The following is a 25,492-nucleotide window of genomic DNA, read 5'->3' as shown; positions in this document are numbered from 1 at the left end:
CTTTCTTTTTAGTATAATAAAGTTAGAAAACAGAGAGGGAAGATGATGAAAGACTTATTAAAAATCATTCAACAACAGAGTGCTACAATTGATAGTCTCACCAATGAACTTGCCCTTCTGCGTGAACAAGTGGCTTATCTAACGCAAAAGCTCTATGGAAAATCCTCTGAGAAAAGTGTTTGTCCATCTGGACAAGTCAGCCTTTTTGAGGAGGAAGTTTCATCTGATGAAGATGGAGATGTTCCCAGTTGAAAGAGAAGAAATCACCTATAAACGTAAGAAAGCTAAAGGGAAACGTCAAGCTCTTCTTGCCCAATTCGATTCAGAAGAACTCCATCATCGCTTAGAGGATTGCATTTGCCCTGACTGTCAGGGAGAGCTAAAAGAGATTGGAGCGAGTCTTTAAGGCCAAGAATTAGTCTTTATTCCTGCGCAATTAAAACGCATAGATCATATCCAACACTCTTACAAATGCCAAGCATGCAGTGAGAAAAATCCGAGTGATAAAATTGTGAAAGCTCCTATTCCTAAAGCCCCTTTGGCGCATAGCCTTGGCTCAGCTTCTATAATCGCTCACACCATCCATCAGAAGTTCAATCTGAAGGTCCCCAATTATCGCCAAGAAGAAGATTGGGCTAGGATGGGTTTACCAATCACACGTAAGGAAATCTCTAATTGGCATATCAAGGCGAGTCAATACTATTTGGAGCCCCTCTATAACCTCTTGCGAGAGAAACTATTGACTCAGCCCTTACTTCATGCGGATGAAACTTCTTATAGAGTGCTAGAGAGTGATAGCCATCTGACCTACTATTGGACTTTTTTGTCTGGGAAAGCTGAGAAGCAAGCAATCACGCTGTACCACCATGATCAGCGTCGAAGTGGTTCAGTAGTACAAGAATTCCTAGGAGATTATTCTGGATATGTGCATTGTGACATGTGGTCTGCTTATCGTCAACTGGAAGAAGCTGAACTTGTTGGATGTTGGGCGCATGTGAGAAGGAAGTTTTTTGAATCCACCCCCAAGCAAGCAGATAAGTCATCCTTAGGAGCTAAAGGTTTAGCTTATTGTGACCAGTTATTTGCCTTGGAGAGAGACTGGGAGGTTTTGCCAGCTGATGAACGACTACAGAAACGTCAAGAAGAGCTCCAACCCCTAATGGAAGACTTCTTTGCTTGGTGTCGGCGTCAGTCAGTTTTACCTGGTTCAAAACTAGGAAGGGCAATTGAATACAGTCTCAAGTATGAAGAAACCTTTAAGACCATTTTGAAAGACGGGCATCTGGTCCTTTCCAATAATCTAGCTGAACGCGCCATTAAATCATTGGTTATGGGACGTAAAAATTGGTTGTTTTCTCAAAGTTTTGAAGGAGCTAAAGCAACAGCTATTATTATGAGTTTGTTGGAAACAGCTAAACGTCATCAATTAAATAGCGAGAAATATCTATCCTATCTTCTAGAATGTCTTCCAAACGAGGAAACTCTCGTAAACAAAGAGGTTTTAGAGGCTTATTTACCATGGACTAAAGTTGTACAAGAAAAGTGCAAATAAGAAATCTCCAGATTAGGAACTATCCGTGAGTTCTCTAGTCTGGAGATTTTTCAATATACTTCGTTATTGGGCGGTTACGATAAGACTGACGAAGTCAGTAACCATATGTCTAAGGTAAGTCGACGCTGACGTGGTTTGAAGAGATTGTCGAAGAGTATAAAATAATTAAAATGTGATTTCTGTAAAAATACATCTATGATCAGAGTTTTGAAAACTTACAATGTCTAAATCTCTAACATAGTAGTGGTTTTTAGGCAATAAGATATGATCTATCGTTGCATTAAAAAGTTTTGGACTTTGGCTATTCCAAGTTCCTCTTTCAAAAGGTGGTAGTACATTTAATGCGTCCCTATGAGAGCTTATTTTTGCAAGTGCTCCATGACGCATAGTTGCATTAAAATCACCTGCAATAATAGCCTTTGGATATTTTGAAGCCAATTGATTATGAATGATGTTTAAGTCTTGCTTCCAGATTTCCATTAAACCTGGCAGAGGAGGAGCAGTATGCAAAGCAATGATATCTGGTATATTTTGTTTTCTCGAATGTAATACAATTGTCCCGAACCGTGTTGTATGGAAAGTTTTAGCTTCTGTATAGAAACCATAACTTTTCTTGACAATCACAGTCACAGGAGCTATTCCACTGTCAGTAGGTGGAGAAGTAAAAATATCATAGTTGGCTATAGAAAGTCCAACTTGATGAAACAATAGTTTGATTCTCTGGTTTTCTTGCTCACCTCTGATATTGGTAGCTAGTTCAGGGAATATAGCCATATCAGCATCAAAATGGCTAAAAATTCGCTCAATATGTTGTGCTTCTATTTGATTAGCGACGTTCCAAGTTACTAATTTTAAGGTTTTAGTCTTATTTGATGTGGAAGAAAGGGTTTTATCTGTTCCGAATAATAGTAATATGAGCGATAATAAGAGCAAAATGCCAGAGTAAAACCGTATTTGTTTATTTTTCTTGTAAAAAGATAGGGAAAAAAATACGAAACTTAAAATAGAAGCCATAGTTGCAGTAGCTAAGGGGAAGGCATAAATCTGTGCCAAGATAGGTCTGGTAGATAGCCAAATATTAAGATTAGAAGATGGGAAAAAAGAATAAGCTATGATAGGGATAGCGAAGAGAATGACAGAAAGGGCAGAAAGAAATGTTTTAATCATTGTATGAGTACCTCAATTTGCAATGGTTGCTCGGAGCTAATGTGATTTTGTGACTTTACTTGATTGATATTCTTTTTCTTGTCTTCCTCATAGATTAAGTACAACCCAAGTAAAAAAAGTCCAATTTAAGATTGAAATGATTAAAAGGCACAGAAATGCAAGACAATTATACTACAAAAGGCAAACATTTGACAATCGATAGTCGTTGCTTAATCGAACGATGGAAAAAAGAAGGAAAATCAAATAGAGAAATTGCCTCTCTATTTGGAAAAGCTCCTCAAACATCCATACTGAAATCAAGCGTGGGACAGTCCGAAAATGTCTTGGGAAAGGGGGGTAAAGAGCTTTACTCTGCCGACTACGCTCAACAATTTTATGAAAATAATCGCAAGCGCTCGGTCAAGAAATCAAGCTTGACCAAGGAACTAAAGGAAAAGATTCTCCACTATCATAACCAAAAATTTTCGCCTGAAATGATGGTGATGGCTAAGGGCGTTAACGTGGGAATTTCAACCATTTACTATTGGATTCATCATGGAAAATTAGGATTATCAAAACAGGATCTGCTCTATCCTAGAAAAGGAAAAGCGCTTAAGAAACAAGCTAGTTCCAACTTTAAACCCGCTGGTCAATCTATCGAATCATAATTCGCTCATTATACATAGACGTAAAAGAAAGAGGGCTAAGTGATGGAGAATAGTGCTATTGGGAGTAACTGGAAGGATGTCCGATCTCAACTCTTTACAAAGGAGGAAATTCTTGAAAGTGATATGCGAGTGGCTATCATGAGTGAGCTGATTGAGGCTAGGCATGACCAAGGAATCAGCCAGAAAAAGCTGGAAGAATTCAGTGGAGTAAGCCAGCCTGTCATAGCTAGGATGGAAACAGGCAAGACAAGTCCTCAGTTGGATACAGTCTTGAAAGTTTTAGCCAGTTTAGGAAAGACACTAGCAGTCGTCCCCCTCGAACAGGAAAAGAGTTGATTAGAGTAGACTCATACTCAATGAAAATCAAAGAGCAAACTAGGAAACTAGCCGCAGGCTGTACTTGAGTACGGCAAGGCGACGTTGACGCGGTTTGAATTTGATTTTCGAAGAGTATTATAGTCTTTTCTAATAACAAGTCATAGTCACTTATAAGAATTACTAATAACGCGTTTGGCCAGTCTAACGGAAATATAGTTAAAAAACAAGCTACACAAAGGATTTGAGGCATTTGTTTCAAGTCTTTTTCTTTTGTTTAAAACAGAGATATAGTTTCAAACTATATCAAAGCCTAATTTTTTACAATTATACAGATGATTTCTTTTCTGTTAAGATAGTTTCAACAACAAATTTTGGAGGACACATCATGTCAACTACAATCATCGGTTTCCCTCGTTTGGGCGAATTCCGCGAATTAAAATTTACAACTGAAAAATACTTTAGAAAAGAAATCTCAGAAGAAGAACTCTTGGCAGCAGCAAAAGAATTGCGTGCTAAACACTGGAACATCGTCAAAGAAAAAGGAATCACTGAAATTCCATCAAATGACTTTTCTCACTATGACAACTTCCTAGATGCAGCTTTCCTTTTCAACGTGGTACCTGCTTCAGTTCAAAACTTGGACTTGTCTGACCTTGAGCGCTACTTCGCTTTGGGTCGTGGTTACCAAGGAGAAAAAGGGGACGTTCGCGCCCTTCCAATGAAGAAATGGTTCAACACTAACTACCACTACATCGTTCCTAAATTTGAAAAAGATACTCAAGTTAAACTTGCAGGTCACAAGATTTTTGATGAGTTCCAAGAAGCCAAAGAACTTGGATTGAACACTCGTCCTGTCCTTGTAGGTCCATTCACTTTCCTTCAATTGTCAGACTTTGAAGAAGGTGTGAAAGCAGAAGACTTCGTAGATAGCTTAGTGGCTGCTTACCAAGAAGTTTTTGCTAAATTGGCAGAACTTGGTGCGACTCGTATCCAATTGGATGAAGCTGCTCTTGTCAAAGATTTGACAGCTGAAGAAAAAGCTCTCTTCTTGAACCTCTACAACAAACTCTTGGCTGACAAAAAAGGTCTTGAAGTCTTGCTTCAAACTTACTTCGGTGACGTTCGTGACGTTTACGCTGACCTTGTAAACTTGCCAGTAGATGCTATCGGTTTGGACTTCGTTGAAGGTAAGAAAACTCTTGAACTCGTTAAAGGTGGCTTCCCAGCTGACAAGACTCTCTATGCAGGTATTGTCAATGGTAAAAATATCTGGCGTAACAACTACGAAAAGAGCTTGGCTGTTCTTGAGCAAATCCCAGCTGAAAACATCGTATTGACAAGCTCATGCTCACTTCTTCATGTACCATTTACAACTGCTAATGAAGAATTTGAGCCAGCAATCTTGAACCACTTTGCCTTTGCAGTTGAAAAATTGGATGAGATTCGTGATTTGGATGCTATCCGCAATGGTCAAGGTGAAGAAGCACTTGCAGCTAACAAAGAACTCTTTGCGACTGAGCGTGTTGGTGAAAATGCGGAGCTTCGTGCTCGTATCGCTGGATTGACGGATGCAGACTACACTCGTTTGCCAGCCTTTGCAGAACGTGAAGCCATCCAAGAAGAAGCTTTCAAACTTCCAGCTCTTCCAACAACTACTATCGGTTCATTCCCTCAAACTAAAGAAGTTCGTGCTAAACGTTTGGCTTACCGTAAAGATGAATTGTCTCAAGAAGAGTACGATGCTTTCCTTGCTGAAACGATCGATGAATGGATCAAATGGCAAGAAGATATTGACTTTGATGTCCTTGTTCACGGTGAATTTGAGCGTAATGACATGGTTGAGTACTTCGGTCAAAACTTGTCAGGTTACCTCTTCTCTAAAAATGGTTGGGTACAATCATACGGTATGCGTGGAGTGAAACCACCAATCATCTGGGGTGATGTCACTCGTCTCAACCCTATCACTGTTAAATGGTCTAGCTATGCACAAAGCCGTACAAACAAACCTGTTAAAGGTATGTTGACTGGACCTGTTACCATCCTCAACTGGTCATTCCCACGTGAAGACATCTCTATCAAGGATTCTACTCTTCAAATCGCCCTTGCCATCAAGGATGAAGTACTTGACCTTGAAGCTGCTGGTGTGAAGATCATCCAAATCGATGAGGCTGCTCTTCGTGAGAAATTGCCACTCCGTCGTAGCGACTGGTACGAAGACTACCTTGACTGGGCAATTCCTGCCTTCCGCTTGGTACACTCAACAGTAGCGCCAGACACACAAATCCACACTCACATGTGTTACTCAGAATTTACAGATATCATCCCAGCTATCGATAACATGGATGCAGACGTTATTTCCTTTGAAGCTAGTCGTTCAAACCTTGAAATCTTGGACGAACTCAAAGCGAAAAACTTCCAAACAGAAGTGGGACCTGGGGTTTACGATATCCACTCACCTCGTGTGCCAAATGAAGGCGAAATCGACCACACAATCGAAGCCATCCTTGCTAAAGTGCCAAGCAAGAAAGTTTGGATCAACCCTGACTGTGGTTTGAAAACACGTGGTATTCCAGAAACAAAAGAAAGCTTGATCCGCCTTGTTGAAGCAGCTAAAGCTGCGCGTGAGAAATTGTAAGATAAGGATTTCTCAAGAAGCGCTGTTTGATCAATCTGCCTGTTTCACTTGGATTCTAGGAATTCAGCTAACGAAAAAAATCAACTAGAAAAGGATAATGACTATGTCACGCCAAACACCGTCACTCTCATTTGAAGTGTTCCCTCCAAACCCAGCCGTGGGTAATGATAACATTATTTCTGCTCTTCAAGATATGCAGGAGTTGGCTCCTCACTTTATCAGTGTAACTGCTAGCAATAATAAATTTAATATCAAGGAAACGACGGTTCGTTTGGCTGACTTTATCCAAAATGACTTGGCGATTCCGACTATTGCTCACTTGCCAGCCATCTATTTGACTAAGGACAAGGTTGCTGAAACGATTGCCGACTTGGACAAGGTTGGGGTGCAGAAAATCTTGGCTCTTCGTGGGGATATTATTCCTGATGTGGAACCTCAAAAGGATTTCCGCTACGCAACTGACTTGATTGAGTTCATCAAGGAACAAGCTCCTCACTTTGATATTGTTGGTGCTTGTTATCCAGAAGGTCACCCGGATTCGCCAAATCAGATTTCAGATATTCAAAATCTTAAGAAGAAAGTAGATGCAGGTTGTTCGAGCCTTGTAACCCAGCTTTTCTTTGACAATGAGCGTTTCTATGATTTCCAAGACAAGTGCATCTTGGCTGGGATTGATGTTCCCATTCATGCAGGGATTATGCCAATTCTGAATCGAAATCAGGCTCTCCGCCTCTTGAAGACTTGTGAGAATATCCACCTTCCACGTAAATTTAAAGCCATCTTAGACAAGTATGAGCATGACCCTGAGTCGCTCAGAGCAGCAGGACTTGCCTATGCAGTGGACCAAATCGTGGACTTGGTAACTCAGGATGTGGCTGGTGTGCATCTCTACACCATGAACAATGCGGATACAGCAAAATACATCCACCAAGCGACCCATGCCTTGTTTAATCATCAGTCTCTAGGATAATAAAAAGCAAACCATTCTTCTCAAGTGAGGGGAATGGTTCCTTTTTCATGGTAAAGACCGCACTTTTTAAGAAAAATATGATAAAATAGACTCTGTACGTACTTGATACAAAGATGAGGGTATTAAATAATACAATGAATTTAAACTGAAGGCTTAGCATCAAACCTTTCTAATGATTTGTATCTTGAGTAATTGAACACGGGCTAAATCCCTAGTGAAAAAGATAGATTTCCTGGTGTACATGGTACACTGCGTCAATCTCCTATTTTCATACGGGATTCTTCACGCCCTTAGTATCTTGATTTTTGTAGGCAAGGCGTATAATTTCATCAATCCAAAGGGGATTAAAATGACAAAACAAGTGTTTCAAACGACTTTTGCGGGTCGTGAGTTAATTGTAGAGACTGGTCAGGTTGCTAAGCAGGCAAATGGCTCTGTTGTCGTGCGTTACGGTGAGTCAACTGTCTTGACTGCTGCCGTGATGTCTAAGAAGATGGCAACTGGGGACTTCTTCCCTCTCCAAGTCAACTATGAAGAAAAAATGTATGCGGCTGGGAAATTTCCTGGTGGCTTTATGAAACGTGAAGGACGTCCTTCAACGGATGCGACTTTGACAGCGCGTTTGATTGACCGTCCAATCCGTCCTATGTTTGCGGAAGGTTTCCGTAATGAAGTACAAGTCATCAACACTGTGCTTTCTTATGATGAAAATGCTTCTGCACCAATGGCTGCTATGTTTGGTTCATCCTTGGCACTTTCCATTTCAGATATTCCATTTGACGGCCCAATCGCTGGGGTACAAGTGGGCTATGTAGATGGTCAAATCATTATCAACCCTACGCAAGAACAAGCAGAGCAATCTCTCCTTGAATTGACAGTAGCTGGTACCAAACATGCCATCAACATGGTTGAGTCTGGTGCTAAAGAATTGTCAGAAGAAATCATGCTGGAAGCTCTCCTTAAAGGGCATGAAGCAGTCAAAGAATTGATTGCCTTCCAAGAAGAAATCGTTGCAGCTGTTGGTAAAGAAAAAGCAGAAGTAGAATTGCTTCATGTGGATGCTGACTTGCAAGCTGAAATCATCGCAGCCTACAACAGCGACCTCCAAAAAGCGGTCCAAGTAGAAGAAAAATTGGCTCGTGAAGCTGCAACTCAAGCAGTTAAGGACCAAGTAACTGCTGTTTACGAAGAAAAATATGCGGACCACGAAGAATTTGACCGTATCATGCGTGATGTGGCTGAAATCTTGGAACAAATGGAACACGCTGAAGTGCGCCGTTTGATCACAGAAGATAAGGTACGTCCTGATGGTCGTAAGGTTGATGAAATCCGTCCTTTGGATGCGGTTGTTGACTTCCTTCCTCGTGTGCACGGTTCCGGTCTCTTTACTCGTGGACAAACTCAGGCTCTTTCAGTCTTGACCTTGGCTCCGATGGGAGAAACTCAAATCATTGATGGTTTGGATCCAGAGTATAAGAAACGCTTTATGCACCATTATAACTTCCCACAATACTCTGTAGGGGAAACTGGTCGTTACGGTGCGCCAGGTCGTCGTGAAATCGGTCACGGTGCTCTTGGTGAGCGTGCTCTTGCTCAAGTCTTGCCAAGTTTGGAAGAATTCCCATATGCTATCCGATTGGTGGCAGAAGTCTTGGAATCAAATGGTTCTTCTTCTCAAGCCTCTATCTGTGCGGGAACGCTTGCCCTTATGGCTGGTGGTGTGCCAATCAAGGCGCCAGTAGCAGGGATTGCCATGGGTCTCATCTCAGATGGAAACAACTATACAGTCTTGACAGATATCCAAGGTTTGGAAGACCACTTTGGAGACATGGACTTCAAGGTTGCAGGTACTCGTGACGGGATTACAGCCCTTCAAATGGATATCAAGATCCAAGGGATTACAGCAGAAATCTTGACTGAGGCTCTTGCCCAAGCCAAGAAAGCCCGTTTTGAAATTCTTGATGTGATTGAAGCAACCATTCCAGAAGTTCGTCCAGAATTGGCTCCAACTGCTCCGAAAATTGATACCATCAAGATTGATGTGGACAAGATTAAGATTGTCATCGGTAAGGGTGGAGAAACCATCGACAAGATTATCGCTGAAACAGGCGTTAAGATTGATATCGACGAAGAAGGAAATGTGTCTATCTACTCTAGCGACCAAGATGCTATTAACCGTGCTAAAGAGATTATTGCTGGTTTGGTTCGTGAAGCCAAAGTGGATGAAGTTTACCGTGCTAAAGTCGTTCGTATCGAGAAATTTGGTGCCTTTGTCAACCTCTTTGACAAGACAGATGCCCTCGTTCACATTTCTGAAATGGCTTGGACGCGTACCAATAATGTCGAAGACTTGGTAGCCATCGGAGACGAAGTTGATGTTAAGGTTATCAAGATTGATGAAAAAGGACGTGTGGATGCTTCTATGAAAGCCCTTCTTCCTCGTCCTCCAAAACCTGAACGTGATGAAAAAGGTGAAAAATCAGAGCGTCCTCACCGCCCACGTCATCACAAGGATCACAAACCTAAGAAAGAATTTACAGAAACACCAAAAGATTCAGAATAAGAAAAGGAGAAATGTATGGGATGGTGGCGCGAAACCATTGATATCGTAAAAGAAAATGATCCAGCGGCCCGCACCACTTTAGAGGTTTTGCTGACTTATCCAGGTGTCAAGGCCTTGGCGGCCCACCGTCTCTCGCATTTTCTCTGGAAGCATGGCTTCAAACTCTTGGCTCGTATGCACAGTCAGTTTTGGCGCTTTTGGACTCAGATTGAGATTCATCCAGGTGCCCAAATCGACTCTGGAGTCTTTATTGACCATGGTTCAGGCCTGGTTATCGGAGAGACTGCTATTGTTGAAAAAGGTGTTATGCTTTACCACGGAGTGACTCTTGGTGGAACAGGGAAAGACTGTGGCAAACGCCATCCGACTGTACGAAAGGGAGCTCTCATATCAGCCCATGCCCAAGTTATTGGACCTGTAGAAATCGGTGAAAATGCCAAGGTTGGTGCAGCAGCAGTTGTCGTGGCAGACGTACCTAGTGATGTGACAGTAGTCGGTATTCCGGCTAAGATTGTCCGCCTTCATGGTAAAAAGGATGAACCGGTCATTCACGAAGTCGAAGAAAAACGAGAATACTACGTCAATAAACTTGAGCAGGCTAAAGAAGCCAGTCACAGATCGTCTGGGTTGTAGAGGATACCTATATGATTCAAGCAAGAAACAAGTTAAGCCAAGAGGAGCTATCTGAGGCGAAAAAACTAATTAACTGTTGCCAAAACTATGACGGTACCTATCGTGATCCCTATCTTTCTAACATGCTTAATTTTGACCCAAACATGCCCGCCTTTTTCCTTTATTATGAAAAAGGCGAACTTGTTGGTTTATTAACTGTCTATGCAGATGATCAAGATGTAGAAGTGACGATACTGGTTCATCCCAATTATCGCCGTCAGGGAATTGCGCGTGCATTGTTTACTAGTTTTGAGAGAGAAACAGCTTCTTTCTCTATTTGTTCAGTCACTTTTCAGACAGAGCGTGTTTTTCTAGACCGCCATCCTAATTTTGTTAGCAACTGGGGATTGGTCGAGGATGAAGAGACAGAAACTTGGTTAGGTAAGGATAGAAGACCTTATCCGTTAGCAAAGCTTTCCCATCTTGAAGTTTTGTTAGCAGATAGTTCGCATCAGGATCAAATTGGTCAATTAAAATTTCAGGCATTCTCAGAGGAACATGAGTCTAGAGAAGTTGTAGATAGATATGTCGCTGAAGCTCTGAAAGATCCAGAAAGCCGCCTATATATTTTATTAAAAGACGGTCAGGTTATTGGAACTTGCACGGTTGATTTATCGAGCGATACGAATTACTTCTACGGTTTAGCAATATCGGAACCTGAACGTGGAAAAGGCTATGGAAGCTACTTAGCAAAATCCCTTGTCAACCAACTAATTGAGCAAAATGATAAGGAATTTCAGATTGCAGTGGAAGATAGCAATGTAGGTGCCAAACGTTTGTATGAAAAAATTGGCTTTGTCAAACAGACCCAGGTGGTTTATCTGAATGAGAAAGGAGCAAGGGATTCCGAAGTGTAGAGAGATTCGGACTGAAATTTACTTGAACTCTTAGTGATGAAACTAACTGTTCTCGGATTTTGGCTTTCCTGACTATTATTTTATGATTAAAATCTACGACACCATGTCTCGTGATTTGCGAGAATTTGTCCCGATTGAGGACGGCAAAGTAAAGATATATGTTTGCGGGCCAACCGTGTACAACTATATCCACGTGGGGAATGCCCGTTCAACGGTGGCTTTTGATACTATTCGTCGTTATTTTGAGTACCGTGGGTACGAGGTTGCCTATATTTCCAATTTTACGGACGTGGATGATAAGATTATCAACCGTGCCAAGGAAGAGGGTATCACACCTCAGGAGGTTGCGGACAAGTATATCGCTGCCTTTCGTGAGGATGTGACGGCCTTAGGCGTGAAGCCTGCAACTCGCCATCCGCGTGTGGTGGAGTTTATGGCTGACATTATCCGCTTTGTGGAAGACTTGATTGAAAAAGGTTTTGCCTACGAGAGTCAAGGGGATGTTTATTTCCGTGTGGAAAAATCCCACAATTATGCCAAGTTGGCCAATAAAACCTTAGAAGATTTGGAGCTGGGGGCTTCAGGTCGTACCGATGAAGAAACGGCTCGTAAGGAAAATCCTGTAGACTTTGCCCTCTGGAAAGCTGCCAAATCAGGCGAGATTTCTTGGGACAGTCCTTGGGGACCTGGTCGCCCAGGCTGGCATATTGAGTGTTCGGTCATGTCAACAGAGATTTTGGGCGATACCATTGATATCCACGGTGGCGGAGCCGATCTGGAGTTTCCGCATCATACCAATGAAATTGCTCAGTCAGAAGCAAAAACAGGCAAGACCTTTGCCAACTACTGGATGCACAATGGCTTTGTCAATATTGACAATGTCAAGATGTCCAAGTCTTTGGGGAACTTTATCACCGTACACGATGCCCTTAAAACTCTTAATGGGCAAGTGCTTCGTTTCTTCTTTGCGACTCAGCATTACCGCAAGCCTATCAACTTTACGGAAAAAGCAGTGCGTGATGCTGAGACCAATCTCAAGTATCTTAAAAATACTTACGAGAAACCGTTTACTGGAACTGTAGATGCTCAAGAGTTACAGGCCTTTAAAGATAAGTTTGTAGCAGCAATGGATGAGGATTTCAACTCTGCCAATGGCATCACAGTCGTCTTTGAAATGGCCAAGTGGATCAATTCCGGCAACTATGATGCAAGTGTCAAGCAAGCTCTTGCGGATATGTTGGAAGTTTTTGGAATTGTCTTTGTTGAGGAAGTTTTGGATGCAGAGATTGAAGCCTTGATTCAAAAACGCCAAGAAGCGCGTGCCAATCGTGACTTTGCAATAGCGGACCAGATCCGTGATCAATTGGCTGCTCAAGGGATTAAGCTCCTTGACACCAAAGATGGAGTGAGGTGGACACGTGATTGATGTCAATCTCATTAACGGGATTGCGTTAGCTTTTGAGGGGGATGCGGTGTATTCTATGTATATACGTCGTCACCTCATTCTAAAAGGTATGACCAAACCCAATAAACTCCATCAAGAAGCGACCAAGTATGTCTCAGCCAAAGCTCAGGCTCGCCTGATTTCCCTTATGTTAGAGGAGCAAGTCCTGACGGAAAAAGAAGAAGAAATCTACAAACGTGGTCGTAATACCAATAGCCACACCAAGGCCAAAAATGCCGATGTGGTGACTTACCGTATGTCCACAGGTTTTGAAGCCGTGATGGGCTATCTCCATATGACTGAAAATCTGGAACGTCTTGAGAGCTTGATTTCGTGGTGCATCCAAAAAGTGGAGGGCTAGGACATGATGGCAAAAGAACTACAAGACTGGTTTCCTGAAGCTCAGATTTCAGACCAACCAGTAGAGAAAGAGGGTTATCTCACTCTTCCTTTAGCTTCTCAACAGTGGATTTTGCTGGAGGAAGCTGGGCTCAGTGAGCGTGAAAAGCAGTTGGTTGCTCTTTTGACCCAGCAGGAGCAGGCTCGTTCGCTCAATCCTTGGTATTCTTATCTGATTGAGGGGAAGGGACAGGCACCGAAAACTTTTAAAAAGATTCAGTTGGTTTATTGCCATCTTTCCTATTTTCAGCAGGAAAATCTAGCTTCTTGGCTAGATATGATGCGGACTCTTTTTCCCAATTGTCAGACGGTGATTCAGGTCGGAGCTCAGGACTATGTTTTCGTGCTGCAACAAGACAAATACACATCTGTACGAGCTATTTTAAGTGATACGATTGAAGCGGTTGAGTATGACTTTGGACTGCGTCTCTCTATCATGTTGGGTCAGGTTTGGTCTCAAACAAGCCATCAAGCCCTATCAGACTTAATCAAAGCGGAGCGGGATTTGTTTAAGACTTGGTGGCGTCAGGGTCACCAAGGCGTTCATACTTTTTCTCAGCTCTATCTTTGGAGTATGGGAGAAAGACTCGTGGACTTGAAGGCAATCAAGGAATGCCTGCACCAGATGATTTTGGACCAGGATCAGATTCAGGAAATCATTCTCTCCCTTTGGGAAAATAGTGCTGTCCTAACAAAAACAGCCCAGCAACTCTATCTGCACCGCAATTCTCTCCAATACAAGATTGATAAATGGGAAGAATTGACAGGGCTTCAATTGAAGGAATTGACCGACTTGACCCTGTGTTATCAGTTGATTTTAGGTTCTTTGTCAACTATAGTTGGTTTGTAAAGAAGTTAATATTTGGAGAAGAGGAGTGCCATCTTCTCCATTTTTATGTGCAGAGTTATAGTGGATTGAGGCTGGGAAAGTACACTGTGACTGCTAAAGCATTCTTAGAAGTTGCTTTGATTTTCCTAATCTATTTATGCAAATTTTATGTTATTTTACTATAGTTGTTTGATTTTTGTTTAGTATTAGAAGATTGAAAATCAATGAATAAATCTACCAGCAGATGACTCAAAACGTCCTTTTGAAGCTGTAGGTAAGGCAAAGTTGACGTAGTTTGAAGAGGTTTTCGAATAGTAGGAACATCCAATTTCGGTATGTTTACTTATGGAGTTTTTCTTAGTGATACTTATATCTAGACACAAAACTATAGCTTGAGAGCTAGTCATTTTCAGATAAGATTTAACTCTTCCTAATACTGGGTTTTATTTGCTTTTCAGAGTCCTTTTCTACTAGAAACTGGAATGTATCCTATTTATAGTAGTAATCGCTAGAAATATGGTAGAATCAAAAAAAGAATCAGCTGCTTTTTTATGTAAATTTCAACCTGTGAAGTCTAAAAATTTTTAACTTTCTCCTTTCTTTTCCGAATAAATAGATAGTAGCAGTGAATCTAGCAAACCTAGATTAAAAAATGTGCTATAATAGAAGGAGGAAAAGGATGATTCTAAGACATCCGGGCATTAGCCCAACCAATGACTTGGTTGCTAAGAAGATTTTTAGTAATCCAGAGATCACTTGTCAATTTATTCGCGATATGCTGGACTTGCCAGCAAAAAATGTAACTATTTTGGAGGGAAGCAATATTCACGTCTTGCCTTCCATGTCCTATTCAGCGCAGGATTTCTATACCAGTATAGACGTCTTGGCGGAGTTGGACAATGGGACACAGGTTATCATTGAGATTCAGGTTCATCATCAGAATTTTTTCATCAATCGCCTGTGGGCTTACCTGTGCAGTCAGGTTAATCAAAACCTTGAAAAAATCCGTCAACGAGAAGGTGATACACACCAGAGCTACAAATACATTGCACCAGTTTACGCAATCGCAATTGTAGATAGCAACTACTTCTCGGACGATTTGGCTTTTCACAGCTTTAGTATGCGAGAAGATACGACAGGTGAGGTTTTAACTATCACAAATAACGGACAAGAAAACCATCTGGTTAAGATGGCGTTCTTGGAATTAAAAAAATATAGAGAAACCAGCAAAGACGAGGTTCGCAAGCCGTGGTTGGAGTTTTTCGGGAATAAACCCTTTACCCAGCAACCTGAGCGAGCCATCAGCCAGGCAGACCAACTGCTGGACTACAAGAGCTGGTCCGAGGAGGACAGGAGAATGTTTAGTGAACAACGCAGACGCGAAGAACAAGCCTTGTTAGCACAGGACTATGCCTTGGAACAAGCTGAGGAAAAAGGGTTGGAACGTGGTCGTGCAGAGGGTTTAGAGCGTGGACGAGCTGAGGGAGTTGAACAGGGACTTGAACGTGGGAAAGTTGAAGGAAGTTTGTTCATGCTACTAAATCTCGTTCGTCAAGGTCTTCTGGTACCTGAGGTTGCCAGTCAGCAACTGGGTATGACTATCGCTGAGTTTGAGGCGCTTTTGTAAGTTAGGGGATGTATCTAGCTTTTCCCTCAAAATATTATCAGAGTGCTAGGAAACTTACATCATATTTCACGATTTTCAGCAGAATGCTTCTGTTGATTTTATATAGAAAAAATGTCAGATTTTATCTTTCTATAGATAAGGTCTGTTTTTTATTTATATTAAATTTAAAATATTATCCATAATAAGGTTGATAGATAAGGGTATGCATATATATATATATATAACCGCAAGAAAATACTGTTATATCGGCTTTTTTATTACTTTTTTAACGTCTCCACGAGACCGCTAAAAACTTCGCGTTTTGCTGTTCAAATTTGCGAAAATAGGATATAATAATACTATCTCGGAATTTGTCTTTTGACAAGTGTGGGAATAAAAAGAAACATATCCTTTCTTTAAATACCTAAAATATTTAAGGGGGGGTATTTTTTGGTACCTCCAGAAAGGGAAAACGAGAGGTAAGATAATGAGAAAATCATATCGTGATGATAATGGTGAAAAAATTTACCGTTATTCAATAAGGAAATATCATTTTGGGGCTGCTAGCGTTGCGGTGGCGGCTCTGATGTTCTTTGCGAATGGGGTGCAAGCGCAGACCCCGGCAGTGTCTCCAGTAACAGCTAGTGATGTAGTTGCTGGACTTTCTGGAAATTCAGATGGGGATCCACAGGACTCAGATGAGGAGAGTCCTGAGAAAAAGGCAGTAGTTGAACAGCCTGTTGAGCTCAAATCAGCAGGAGAATCTAGCGCTCCAGAAGCTAAAACTGAAGAAGGAAGTCAAGAAGAATCAGAAGCTGAAGTTAAAAGTCCTCAGCCCGAGACTAAGATAGATGAGAACGCAGAAGTTCCTCAAGTGACGAAGGAAAAGGATCAGGAAGTGTCAGCGCCAGTAGCTGACACAAGTGCAGCCAAATCGACACAAAGCACCCTAGAAGCTTTGTTGGCAAATCTGACCTTAGACTCTATGAAGGCTCTCCACACTGAAGTGGAAGAAGGTCTCGCAAAGGCTAAGGCGGTCTTAGAGAATCCAAAAGCGACGCAAGCACAGGTTGATGAGCAAGTCAAACTCATGGAAGACCTGATTCGCCGGGTCAGGGAAGCTTTGTCACCTCAAGTTTCAACTCCTCCAGTTTTAGAAAAAGCAGGTCTGACAAACACTAGGCTGGCTGCTCCAGAGGGGACTGTACTAACTCCAAAGGAAGCTGTTACAAAAGTCCTAGAGAAGAATCCTGTAGCATCAACTAATGGAGAAGTTAGGACTCCATCAACTAAACTTTCACAGTCAGAAGTTAGTGATAATCAGAACAAAGAAAAATTGAAAACGATTTCAAAAGATTTATCTTCCTATCTGATACAGGCAAATGAAATCACACGTCCTGAGACTAAGAAACTTTTAGAAGGAGTGGAAGAAATTGTTAAATCAATTGAAGCTAGTGTATCACAACCTCAGTTAACACCAGCTGAAATTGAAGAACTCCTCAAAAAAGGGAAGCAAGCTGAGAAGAAACTTGCCTTAGCACTTACTCGTGAAAACTCTGGTAAACGTGATTTGCGAAATAGCAAACCAATGAAACAAGGATCGGACCTGAGAACTACCCCTACAGCACTTACTACAAAAAGAGCGTATATTGTTCAAAATGGAGATGGCTCTGGTCTACTTGCGGAAACTTATTTGTATGCAATGAGAAGAGGTACTGTCGATAGATTACCTACAGAAGATAATCAAGTAACAGTGGAGGAGGGTTTAAAAGAAGCCAAGATAACTGTTAAAAAAGATCCTAGAGTCGAAGGAGACTACATCTGGACGGTCACTTTTAATGAACATAATAAAGAGCATCAAAATGCTCTTTACTGGTTTACTATGCCTAAGGGACATATCATGAAAGATGCTCTTGCGGTGACCAGAAAAACACAAGGTAGTAAGTCATATGGTGGAGGTTTACTAAATGATGACTGGCGTAGTAAGATAAAAGAACATTTGAGTGCGACTGAAGCTGACTATGGGAATGCTGAAAATCATCATTTTACTGAAGCTTTTGATAGTGTAACTGACGTTACGGCAACTAATTATATCATAGGTAGTACTCAGAGGGTTCAATCAAAACCAAATGAAACTCAGTCTTCATCAGCATATTATTATTTAGGACCAACTTTTCATAAATTTACTCGACAACCTATGAGAGATACAGCTATTTCCAGTGCTATTCAAAATAAAGCAACTAGAAATATAGATGGGTTAAAAGAGCATAGTGACCAATTATATTATTTAAAATATAATGGTTCTGGTACTGTAACAATTTCTTACAGGACGCATACAGATAATAAGTTTGCCCCACTTTATTACGGTGCTGGTATGAGATCGTATGAATTTTCATCTGGTAAAATGTACTTCATGGTACACGGGCTACAAGAAAAGCCGAATGCTCCGACAATTTCAGATAATAATGTAGGTACAGTTACCGTAACACCGAATACCGAAAAAGCAGATAAGGTGGAAATTTCTTACATCGGTTCTGATCAAAGCAAGAAGACAGCAACTTTAACGCGTAATCACAAAGATGGAACTTGGTCAAGTAATGATAATGGAATTGAAGTTTCCGGAAATTCGTTCACTGTCAAGAAAGATGCTGTCAAAGTTGGAACGCCAGTGAAGGCGAAATCTTACTTTGGAAATAGTGACTCAAGTGATGAAACAACACGTGATATTTTAAAACAAACTGAAAAACCAACAGTTAATGCTTTAGAAGATGGTTCTGTAACGGTAACTCCAAATGGTTCCGCTAATTATTTGAGGATTAGTTATACTGATGAAAGAAATACGAATAAAACAATAACTGCTAACAAGAATGAAGGAACTTCTATATGGAGTGTCTCTAAAGATTCTTCTTCCGATTCTTCTATTACTATCAATTCAAAGAGTGGGCTAGTAACTATTCCAGCAACTAGTGTTGCTGACAATACAAAAGTAAAAGCACAAGCGCGAGCAAACGGAGAAGCGTTGAGTGTTGAAGCTGAAGCTACAGCAAAAAATGAAGATAGAACTCCACCAACAATTAGTGTTAAAGATGGAACTACATGGAAACAAGGAAACACAAATGGAGAGTTGACTCTATTAGCAGATCAAGTAAATGGTGAAATCAAGTTAAATGTTAAAATTGAAGATAATAAAGGTGGAAGTGGTTTTGGTGAGTTCAGTGTAGTCGGAGAGAACAAAACCGTTGACTACAGCATTAGTGGTGGAAGTTATAATGATGGTTCAACAATATTCTCTGGTACTAACTATAGTGGAAAAGATCAAGACGCTACAGCACTGCTTACATTAAAACTAAATAGAAAAGCTAATGGAGAATACGAGTATCCGTCAACTGGGTTTACAGTCACTATAAAAGCTAGAGATAATAGCCCGCGTAAAAACTGGACTACGGCGACTTCAACTCCGAAAGAATTAACTATTACAGTAAAACCGAAGGATTTATTACCACCGAAAGTGAAGTTTGTTCAACCGTCTAATAATGCAGAAACTGTTTTGACTGAAAATCAGACTAGCATTCCAGAGGTAACTATTTTTAGAGGGGCTACTTTTAATGTTCCACTTAAAGTTTCTGATAATGGAGAAAAAGGGAATGTTAATTTAACAGTAGGTTCAGGATTGCCAAGTGGTGTAAGTCTGCAAAATGGTCCTGTTGTTAAAAAAACAGGAGCGACAGAAGGGCATGAAGCAACTGTTAATATTAGTGGAAAGGTTGCTGCGGATGCTTCTCTTGGTGAGCATGTTGTGACATTAAAAGTTTCAGACGATGGGACAGGAAGTGTAGATAAAGGGAATAAAGCTACTCTTAAATTCAAGGTGAAAGTAGTCGATTTAGAATTTGAAAATAGAGGTACAGAAGTTAATGCTACTACTCGTGCGGATGTCTTAGGTTTGGGTGAAAATAGTGTAGATCCAAATAATTATTTAAGAACAACAGATGGAGAAAATGTTCATAATGATAGTTATTTCCCTAGTGGCATGAAATTCCGTTATTTAAACGGTAAAAATCTTAGTGAAACAGTTTCTTTTGATAAGATTGGTAAACACTCGGTTAAGGCTAGAGCGTATTTCCCTGATGATCCTAGGGCTAAAGAATTACCAACGAACCCAAATGATCTAACAGGTGATACTAGCCCAGTAGCAAGAAGAGGTTACTTGGAAAGGACGATTGAATTTAACGTTCGTCCAAATACTCCAACATTAACGAATACAGAATTTTATGGTACAGCAGGAAGAAAACCAGAAATAACGGTTAGTAATCTTCCAACAACTATTCAATTACAAAGCGGAGCAACTGTAACGGTTGAACTTTATCAAGGAAATACGAAAGTTGCTAGTAAGACTGTATCAGAGAGAAATGGTTCGACAACTTTTTCTGCTGGAGATTTTTCTTCAAACTTGACAGAAGGGCAACAAGTTCATGCAGTTGTAAAAGTAGTAGGAAATTCAAATTCAAATTCTTATACAGTAAATTCGAATAGTAGTAATAGCGCTAGGGTAACTGGAAGAGTTGCGCTTAATAATCTAGCTGAAGGTAAAAAAATCGTACAAGTACAAGATTTGAATAGAAACGGTGTACTATCAGAAGCTGAAAAAAATGCGATTAAACATGCAATCTTGGAAGCAAATAAAAATGGTGTATTACAAGGTAAGAGTGTTAATGATATTAATATTTCAGCAACAGGTTTAATCACAGCGGTTGTAAGAGATAATAAAGTCGCAGAACTGCAAATTGATCCTAAGACAGGTGTGGTTACAAGATTTGCACATATTCGTGACGATTATGATGTTTCAATTTCTGACAATTCAAAACTGCCTAACCGAGCTACAGATCCTGGATTTGAATGGAGTAGTGATCATAAGAGTTTAATTTATAAATTTGATGCAACAGCAGGTTCGAGAGAGGGGATTATTAATACAGGAGAAATATTGAAAAAACTCACTGCGATACCTAAGGCGAATAAAACTGCTGGGCAAGCTTCACTAAATCCAGTAAATGGCAGTGATAAGGTTAATGGTGAACGAAATCAGCAAAATTATAGACGTGATAGTAGAACAGGTTACTTTTATTACAACAATAAACCTGTCAATATTATGGATATAGTAAACCCATCAAATTATGCTGGAGGAGAGCAAGTAGATAATACTGCGAATAAGCTTGTTGAGAATAATCGTAGAGACATAAATAATAGTAACATTGTAGGGACTACTCTAGGAAGTGAAACTATACCTGCAGCAAATGGTGCAGCATCAATCACTTTAAGTAATGTTGTTAAAGGAAAAAACGGTAATTCGTTAATTGTAAGAAAACAATTATATCTAATGCCGAAATATACAAATAATGAATTACTAGCAGATCGTGGAACTACAAATGCTGAAAATACAAATGTGATTAATGTTTACTTTGTACCTGTTGATCCAACAGCTCCTCAAGTTGAACGTTCGACTTCAAATACTTTAGCGACTACAAGTGCTCAAGCAAGCCGCCTAGCAGATAATACTTCTTTTGCTGGCTTAGCCAAAGTGACAGATAACTACGATAAGGATGACGTAACAAATCCTTCAAGTAATACTGTTCGTAATAAATTAAATATGTGGGTTAAGAAAGGTGACACTAAAGTACAGATTGTCGAAAATGGTGTTGAAAAAACGGATGTTATTAATAACTTGAAAAAAGAAGTTAATTCAGCAACCTATGAAGTATATGCAAAAACAACAGATGCTTCTGGTAATAAGAGTCACGAGGATAACAGTGATGGTGCAAGTCTTGGATTCTTTAGAGTTGGATATAACTTAGTTGCGCGTCAAACAATTAATGTTGTACGTGGGGAAAGTATTTCTACAGGTGACTTGAAGACATTTATTCAAGTTCGAGAGGGTAATACGCTTCAAGATTTACCACAAGGTGCAACTGTCACAGCAGCTCTCGAAACTAACAGTATAAGAAATGGAAAAGAAGAGACAAAAACGGTAGAAGCGACTGTTAATTTCGGAGAAAATAGAACTCAAAAAGTTACTTTAACTTATAAAGTTTTAAATACATTCCCAATTGCTCGTACGCTTTATGATTTTAAAAATCCAGATACAGCACGTAGTGGAGATTCATCTGTATATTATCATAATGGAGGAACTATTCCTGATGGAATGACTTGGATTTATAAAGGAAGTGATAAAGCAACAAAACCTGGAGATGGATTCACAGCAGCTCTTGCAAATGATTCAGTTGGAACGACGAATTATGAATTTGGTGGTAAGTATAACTATGGTCGTTTTACAAATAGTCCAACAACAGGTAATCTAGAATATACAGAGCAAGTTGTTCATAAAGTGTTTGATATTACTGATAGTAATGGAGTTACAGTGGATAAAGGAGCGGCTCTAACTGTTAATCAAGCTGAGGCTGCAGTCAAAAAAGTTGATGGTTCGGAAGATTTACCATCTGGAACAACTTACGAATGGGTAGGCACTCCAGATACAAATACACCGGGAGTAAGAACTTATAAAGTAAGAGTAACGTTACCAGTATCTCAATCAGGTAATGATGCACAACCAGCCGCAACTCAAGTAAGATCTTCTAAGACAATTGATGTGACGGTTAAGGTTAAGCCAACAGCTCCAACGGTAACTCCAGCAACTAACGGTGATGTTACAGTAACTCCAGCGAATGAAACCAATGTCAATAAAGTGGAAGTGATGTACACTCCAGCGGACACAAATCGATTAGAAGATAATGGAAATGTCGCAAAAACTACGCATACAGCTACAAGGATTGTTGCTAGTAAGGGAGCTAACAATAAATGGACGATTACAAAAGGTGATAAAGTTGGCGTTACTATAAATGGTGATACAGGTGCAATTACACTGAAAGATTATATCGTTAAAGATAGAACAAGTGTGAGTTCAACTGATTCAGCACAAGATGTTTTAAGTAATCGTAATCAAGCGGATGCTAATAATGGCGAACAAGATAAGCCAACTATCGGTTTAAACAATACGCTTGTAGGTGTTGGAAAAACATTTGATTTTTCTCTTGGGTTATCAGACGATGGTGTAGGTGTAGACGATTCAAATATCAAGGTTACTTTACCAACAGGAGCAACTGGTCTAACTTATGATTCAGCAACAAAATCAATAAAAGGAACACTAAGTTCAGCCGCTAAACATGATGTTACAGTAAGAGTCCTAGATAAGAATGGGAATAAAGCTGAGAAAATAATCTCTATAGCTGCTGTGAAAGCTAAGCCGATTTATGCGATTAAAGACGGAACAATCGACAATGTAGACACTCCAAGTAACTTTGTGGAAATGCCTAAAGGGGTTACTTTAACTGCAACATGGAAAGATGGCAACAAACCAACAACAGCGGCAGTGGGGAATACGACTAAAACTGTGATGGTTAGTGCGAATGGTTATACTTCGACAGAAGTAGATGTTCCGGTGACGGTATATCCAACTGTGACACTTCGTAAGGTAGACGGCAAAGAAGTGACAGAATACCATGAAATAGTTGGACAACCATTGACGTCTGCTGTAACGGGAACTGGTGGAAGAACAACAACTGTTAAACCGGACTTTTATGTAGAATTTGAAGGCGGAAATAAACCAGATGGTACAGCTATTACATTTAAAGATGGAAATCCAGCTAGCCCAAGCACAACAGCAGGTACAACGACTAAAACTATCGTTGTAGCTTATCCAAATGGAGCAGGAACTGTTGAGAAAACAGTTACGTTCAAGACTTATGGAAATGAACCGAAGTATGAGGATGGAAAGGATTCTGTAGAAACAATAGTTGGTAGTCCATTTGAGAAAACAAGTGCTAGTGATTATGTTAAATTAAGCGATCCTAAATTACCTAATCCACCTAGAACTGCGATAGCTTGGGGGAATGGATATAGTAGTTCTGCAAATCCAGTTTCTAAAGTTCAAACTACAATAGGAATGCGTGAAGAAAATGTTAATGTTTATTACACGTCGGAAGTTGCTAAATTACGCGGTGATGGTAGTTATCTATACACGCATCAAGACATTAAAGTCACTCTAACTGTCAAACCACAAGCACCAAGACTAACTGCAAATCAATTCCAAGGTAAGGCAGGAACTAAACCTGAGATTACAGTGAGCAATCTTCCAACAACTGCACAGTTGACAACAGGCTCAACTGTAAAAGTACAGTTGAAAGATGCAGATGGTAATGTAGTCGCAGAAAAAACTGTAGCAGATGGAACAGGAAGTACAACGTTTACTGTAAATGATTACAAGAGAACGGTAGATTTAGGTCAACGATTAACAGCTAATGTGGTTGTTTCAGGAACTTATCAAAAAACAGAAAAAACGGATACTGGAACAAGCCAAGTCCCAACTGCTTATTCTTTAGTTTCTAATAATAGCAACAGTGAACAAGTCACTCCTCAAAAACCAACCTTTGATACTGCAACAGTGACTTCAACAAGTCGTACACTAAGCGGTACATTAGGTGGATTTGACGCCCCTAATAAAGTAGTCGAAGTCCATTTGAATGATGAGAATAATACAGTCTTATCAAGTGCACGTACTGGAGAAGTGACAATCACCGGAGATAAATGGACAGCTAAACTTCCAGACACTGTAAAACTTCGCCAATCAGTTGCTAAAAATGGAGAAACTGCCAAACCATCAGGTATTACAGTAGAGAATAAGGTTGCAGGTATGACAATCTCTACTACAAGTGATGAAAAAGAAGTTGCAATGGGTGCTTATTCTGTATCACCTGCAATTGCTGGTAGCAAGCATATTGATATTACAGTGCCACATGATGCCAAACGAGTTGAATTACGATTCCATAACAGTGTGGAAACAGGAGATAAACCAAATAGTATCACTCTTGTACGTGGCGCAGATGGTACTTGGCACACAGATGCAACTCGTGCTGATAATACAACGGTGACAGATGCTTCTGGATATGTCGGAACAATTACAGCTACTCCAAGCGCTACTAATCCAGCAGAAAGTATTATTACTATTCCTCTTAATGAAGAAAGTAACGGTAAGAAACTTCACATTAGAGAAGAAGCTGCTAACGGGGATAATACAGCAACCTACGGCAAAGGACTAGGTTTGCGTGTAGAATATCAACCAGAAGCAGGACAAGACCCAACGGCTGCTGGAAACTGGAAAGTCGCTAATGTTACGAATACAGCGCCTGTTCTAGCACATAGAGGAACAGAAGGAACTACTGAAGCTAATCGAAAAGTTTATGAGTCAGGTACGACATTAACAGCGGATTTACTAAAAGATTTAGTGACAGTAACAGATGCAGAAGATAATGCGACAGATGCGAATAATAAACCATACGGCTCATCAACAATAGAAATCGTATCTGGTTTAACAGAAACACCAGGAAAAGCAACAGCTCCTGGCATTTACACAGTTACTTTAAAAACTACTGATAGCCAAGGAAGAGAAAGTAATGAGTTGACTCTTTATGTTGAAGTGAGAAAACAGAGAGATGATTATACTCCAACCGCTACGGAAACAACTGTTGAACACAATGCACAGCCGAAAGCGGAAGATAGCATAGGTAACAAGGACGCCTTGCCAGCAGGAACAAGTTATGCATGGAAGCCAGATGCGACACCAGATACAGGCACACATGGAGCGAAGAAAGGAAAAGTTATCGTAACTTATCCAGACACATCAACGGACGAAGTAGATGTAGTTGTCAATGTCACTCCACAAAGTGCAGGAGCTACTCCAACCGCTACGGAAACAACTGTTGAACACAATGCACAGCCGAAAGCGG

At 40.4% G+C, this 25,492-nt stretch carries 13 protein-coding genes and 2 pseudogenes; 14 read left to right on the top strand and 1 reads right to left on the bottom strand.

What is annotated here, in order from left to right:
• Positions 1 to 45: 45 nt before the first annotated feature.
• On the top strand, positions 46 to 252 hold the full coding sequence (locus tag HT679_RS02350; RefSeq protein ID WP_050167145.1) for a transposase: 207 nt from the start codon (positions 46 to 48) through the stop codon (positions 250 to 252).
• Positions 227 to 1,552 (top strand): annotated as a pseudogene (locus HT679_RS02345) (IS66 family transposase). Before HT679_RS02350 ends, HT679_RS02345 begins: the two are co-directional and overlap by 26 nt.
• Positions 1,553 to 1,717: 165 nt before the next feature.
• Here the strand turns inward: HT679_RS02345 and HT679_RS02340 are convergent.
• On the bottom strand, positions 1,718 to 2,719 hold the full coding sequence (locus HT679_RS02340; protein ID WP_173212697.1) for an endonuclease/exonuclease/phosphatase family protein: 1,002 nt from the start codon (positions 2,717 to 2,719) through the stop codon (positions 1,718 to 1,720).
• Positions 2,720 to 2,874: 155 nt separating this feature from the next.
• Between HT679_RS02340 and HT679_RS02335 the strand changes: the two are divergent.
• The 12 genes and pseudogenes from HT679_RS02335 to HT679_RS11520 all read left to right on the top strand — a co-directional run.
• Positions 2,875 to 3,360 (top strand): annotated as a pseudogene (locus HT679_RS02335) (helix-turn-helix domain-containing protein); the annotation flags it as partial.
• A gap of 48 nt (positions 3,361 to 3,408) precedes the next feature.
• Positions 3,409 to 3,702, top strand: a complete 294-nt coding sequence (locus tag HT679_RS02330) for a helix-turn-helix transcriptional regulator (protein ID WP_112445038.1) — start codon at positions 3,409 to 3,411, stop codon at positions 3,700 to 3,702.
• A gap of 367 nt (positions 3,703 to 4,069) precedes the next feature.
• Positions 4,070 to 6,319: a 5-methyltetrahydropteroyltriglutamate--homocysteine S-methyltransferase gene (gene metE, locus HT679_RS02325; protein ID WP_173212695.1), complete on the top strand. Its 2,250-nt coding sequence runs from the start codon at positions 4,070 to 4,072 to the stop codon at positions 6,317 to 6,319.
• A gap of 103 nt (positions 6,320 to 6,422) precedes the next feature.
• Positions 6,423 to 7,289, top strand: coding sequence for a methylenetetrahydrofolate reductase [NAD(P)H] (gene metF / locus HT679_RS02320; RefSeq protein WP_000089966.1), 867 nt, complete (start codon positions 6,423 to 6,425; stop codon positions 7,287 to 7,289).
• Between the two features lie 349 nt (positions 7,290 to 7,638).
• A complete protein-coding gene (gene pnp, locus HT679_RS02315) occupies positions 7,639 to 9,852 on the top strand; it encodes a polyribonucleotide nucleotidyltransferase (RefSeq protein WP_000166424.1) in 2,214 nt (737 codons plus the stop codon).
• Between the two features lie 15 nt (positions 9,853 to 9,867).
• Positions 9,868 to 10,485: a serine O-acetyltransferase gene (gene cysE / locus HT679_RS02310; protein ID WP_120164262.1), complete on the top strand. Its 618-nt coding sequence runs from the start codon at positions 9,868 to 9,870 to the stop codon at positions 10,483 to 10,485.
• An 11-nt stretch (positions 10,486 to 10,496) separates the two neighbouring features.
• Positions 10,497 to 11,381, top strand: a complete 885-nt coding sequence (locus HT679_RS02305) for a GNAT family N-acetyltransferase (protein WP_173212693.1) — start codon at positions 10,497 to 10,499, stop codon at positions 11,379 to 11,381.
• A gap of 82 nt (positions 11,382 to 11,463) precedes the next feature.
• Entirely contained in the window at positions 11,464 to 12,807 is a 1,344-nt protein-coding gene (gene cysS / locus HT679_RS02300) for a cysteine--tRNA ligase (RefSeq protein WP_173212691.1), read from the top strand.
• Positions 12,800 to 13,186: a Mini-ribonuclease 3 gene (locus HT679_RS02295; protein WP_000567927.1), complete on the top strand. Its 387-nt coding sequence runs from the start codon at positions 12,800 to 12,802 to the stop codon at positions 13,184 to 13,186. The genes cysS and HT679_RS02295 overlap by 8 nt, the downstream gene beginning before the upstream one ends.
• 3 nt (positions 13,187 to 13,189) lie before the next feature.
• Positions 13,190 to 14,074: a PucR family transcriptional regulator gene (locus HT679_RS02290; protein ID WP_173212689.1), complete on the top strand. Its 885-nt coding sequence runs from the start codon at positions 13,190 to 13,192 to the stop codon at positions 14,072 to 14,074.
• 658 nt (positions 14,075 to 14,732) lie between these two features.
• Complete coding sequence (locus HT679_RS02285; RefSeq protein ID WP_173212687.1) at positions 14,733 to 15,680, top strand: Rpn family recombination-promoting nuclease/putative transposase; 948 nt, start codon at positions 14,733 to 14,735, stop codon at positions 15,678 to 15,680.
• A 466-nt stretch (positions 15,681 to 16,146) separates the two neighbouring features.
• A partial coding sequence (locus HT679_RS11520; protein WP_173212685.1) for a Rib/alpha-like domain-containing protein occupies positions 16,147 to 25,492 on the top strand: 9,346 nt, incomplete at its 3' end.

It is taken from the genome of Streptococcus sp. 4886, from assembly GCF_013276485.1.
Taxonomy (GTDB): domain Bacteria; phylum Bacillota; class Bacilli; order Lactobacillales; family Streptococcaceae; genus Streptococcus.
The sequence above is the reverse complement of the archived record's forward strand: the minus strand, read 5'-3'. Positions and strand labels throughout refer to the sequence as shown.

What these genes read in the sequence shown, in the direction of transcription:
- HT679_RS02350 (WP_050167145.1), top strand. Translation starts at nt 46, where the DNA reads ATGAAAGACTTATTAAAAATCATTCAACAACAGAGTGCTACAATTGAT.
- HT679_RS02340 (WP_173212697.1), bottom strand. Translation starts at nt 2,719, where the DNA reads ATGATTAAAACATTTCTTTCTGCCCTTTCTGTCATTCTCTTCGCTATC.
- HT679_RS02330 (WP_112445038.1), top strand. Translation starts at nt 3,409, where the DNA reads ATGGAGAATAGTGCTATTGGGAGTAACTGGAAGGATGTCCGATCTCAA.
- metE (WP_173212695.1), top strand. Translation starts at nt 4,070, where the DNA reads ATGTCAACTACAATCATCGGTTTCCCTCGTTTGGGCGAATTCCGCGAA.
- metF (WP_000089966.1), top strand. Translation starts at nt 6,423, where the DNA reads ATGTCACGCCAAACACCGTCACTCTCATTTGAAGTGTTCCCTCCAAAC.
- pnp (WP_000166424.1), top strand. Translation starts at nt 7,639, where the DNA reads ATGACAAAACAAGTGTTTCAAACGACTTTTGCGGGTCGTGAGTTAATT.
- cysE (WP_120164262.1), top strand. Translation starts at nt 9,868, where the DNA reads ATGGGATGGTGGCGCGAAACCATTGATATCGTAAAAGAAAATGATCCA.
- HT679_RS02305 (WP_173212693.1), top strand. Translation starts at nt 10,497, where the DNA reads ATGATTCAAGCAAGAAACAAGTTAAGCCAAGAGGAGCTATCTGAGGCG.
- cysS (WP_173212691.1), top strand. Translation starts at nt 11,464, where the DNA reads ATGATTAAAATCTACGACACCATGTCTCGTGATTTGCGAGAATTTGTC.
- HT679_RS02290 (WP_173212689.1), top strand. Translation starts at nt 13,190, where the DNA reads ATGATGGCAAAAGAACTACAAGACTGGTTTCCTGAAGCTCAGATTTCA.
- HT679_RS02285 (WP_173212687.1), top strand. Translation starts at nt 14,733, where the DNA reads ATGATTCTAAGACATCCGGGCATTAGCCCAACCAATGACTTGGTTGCT.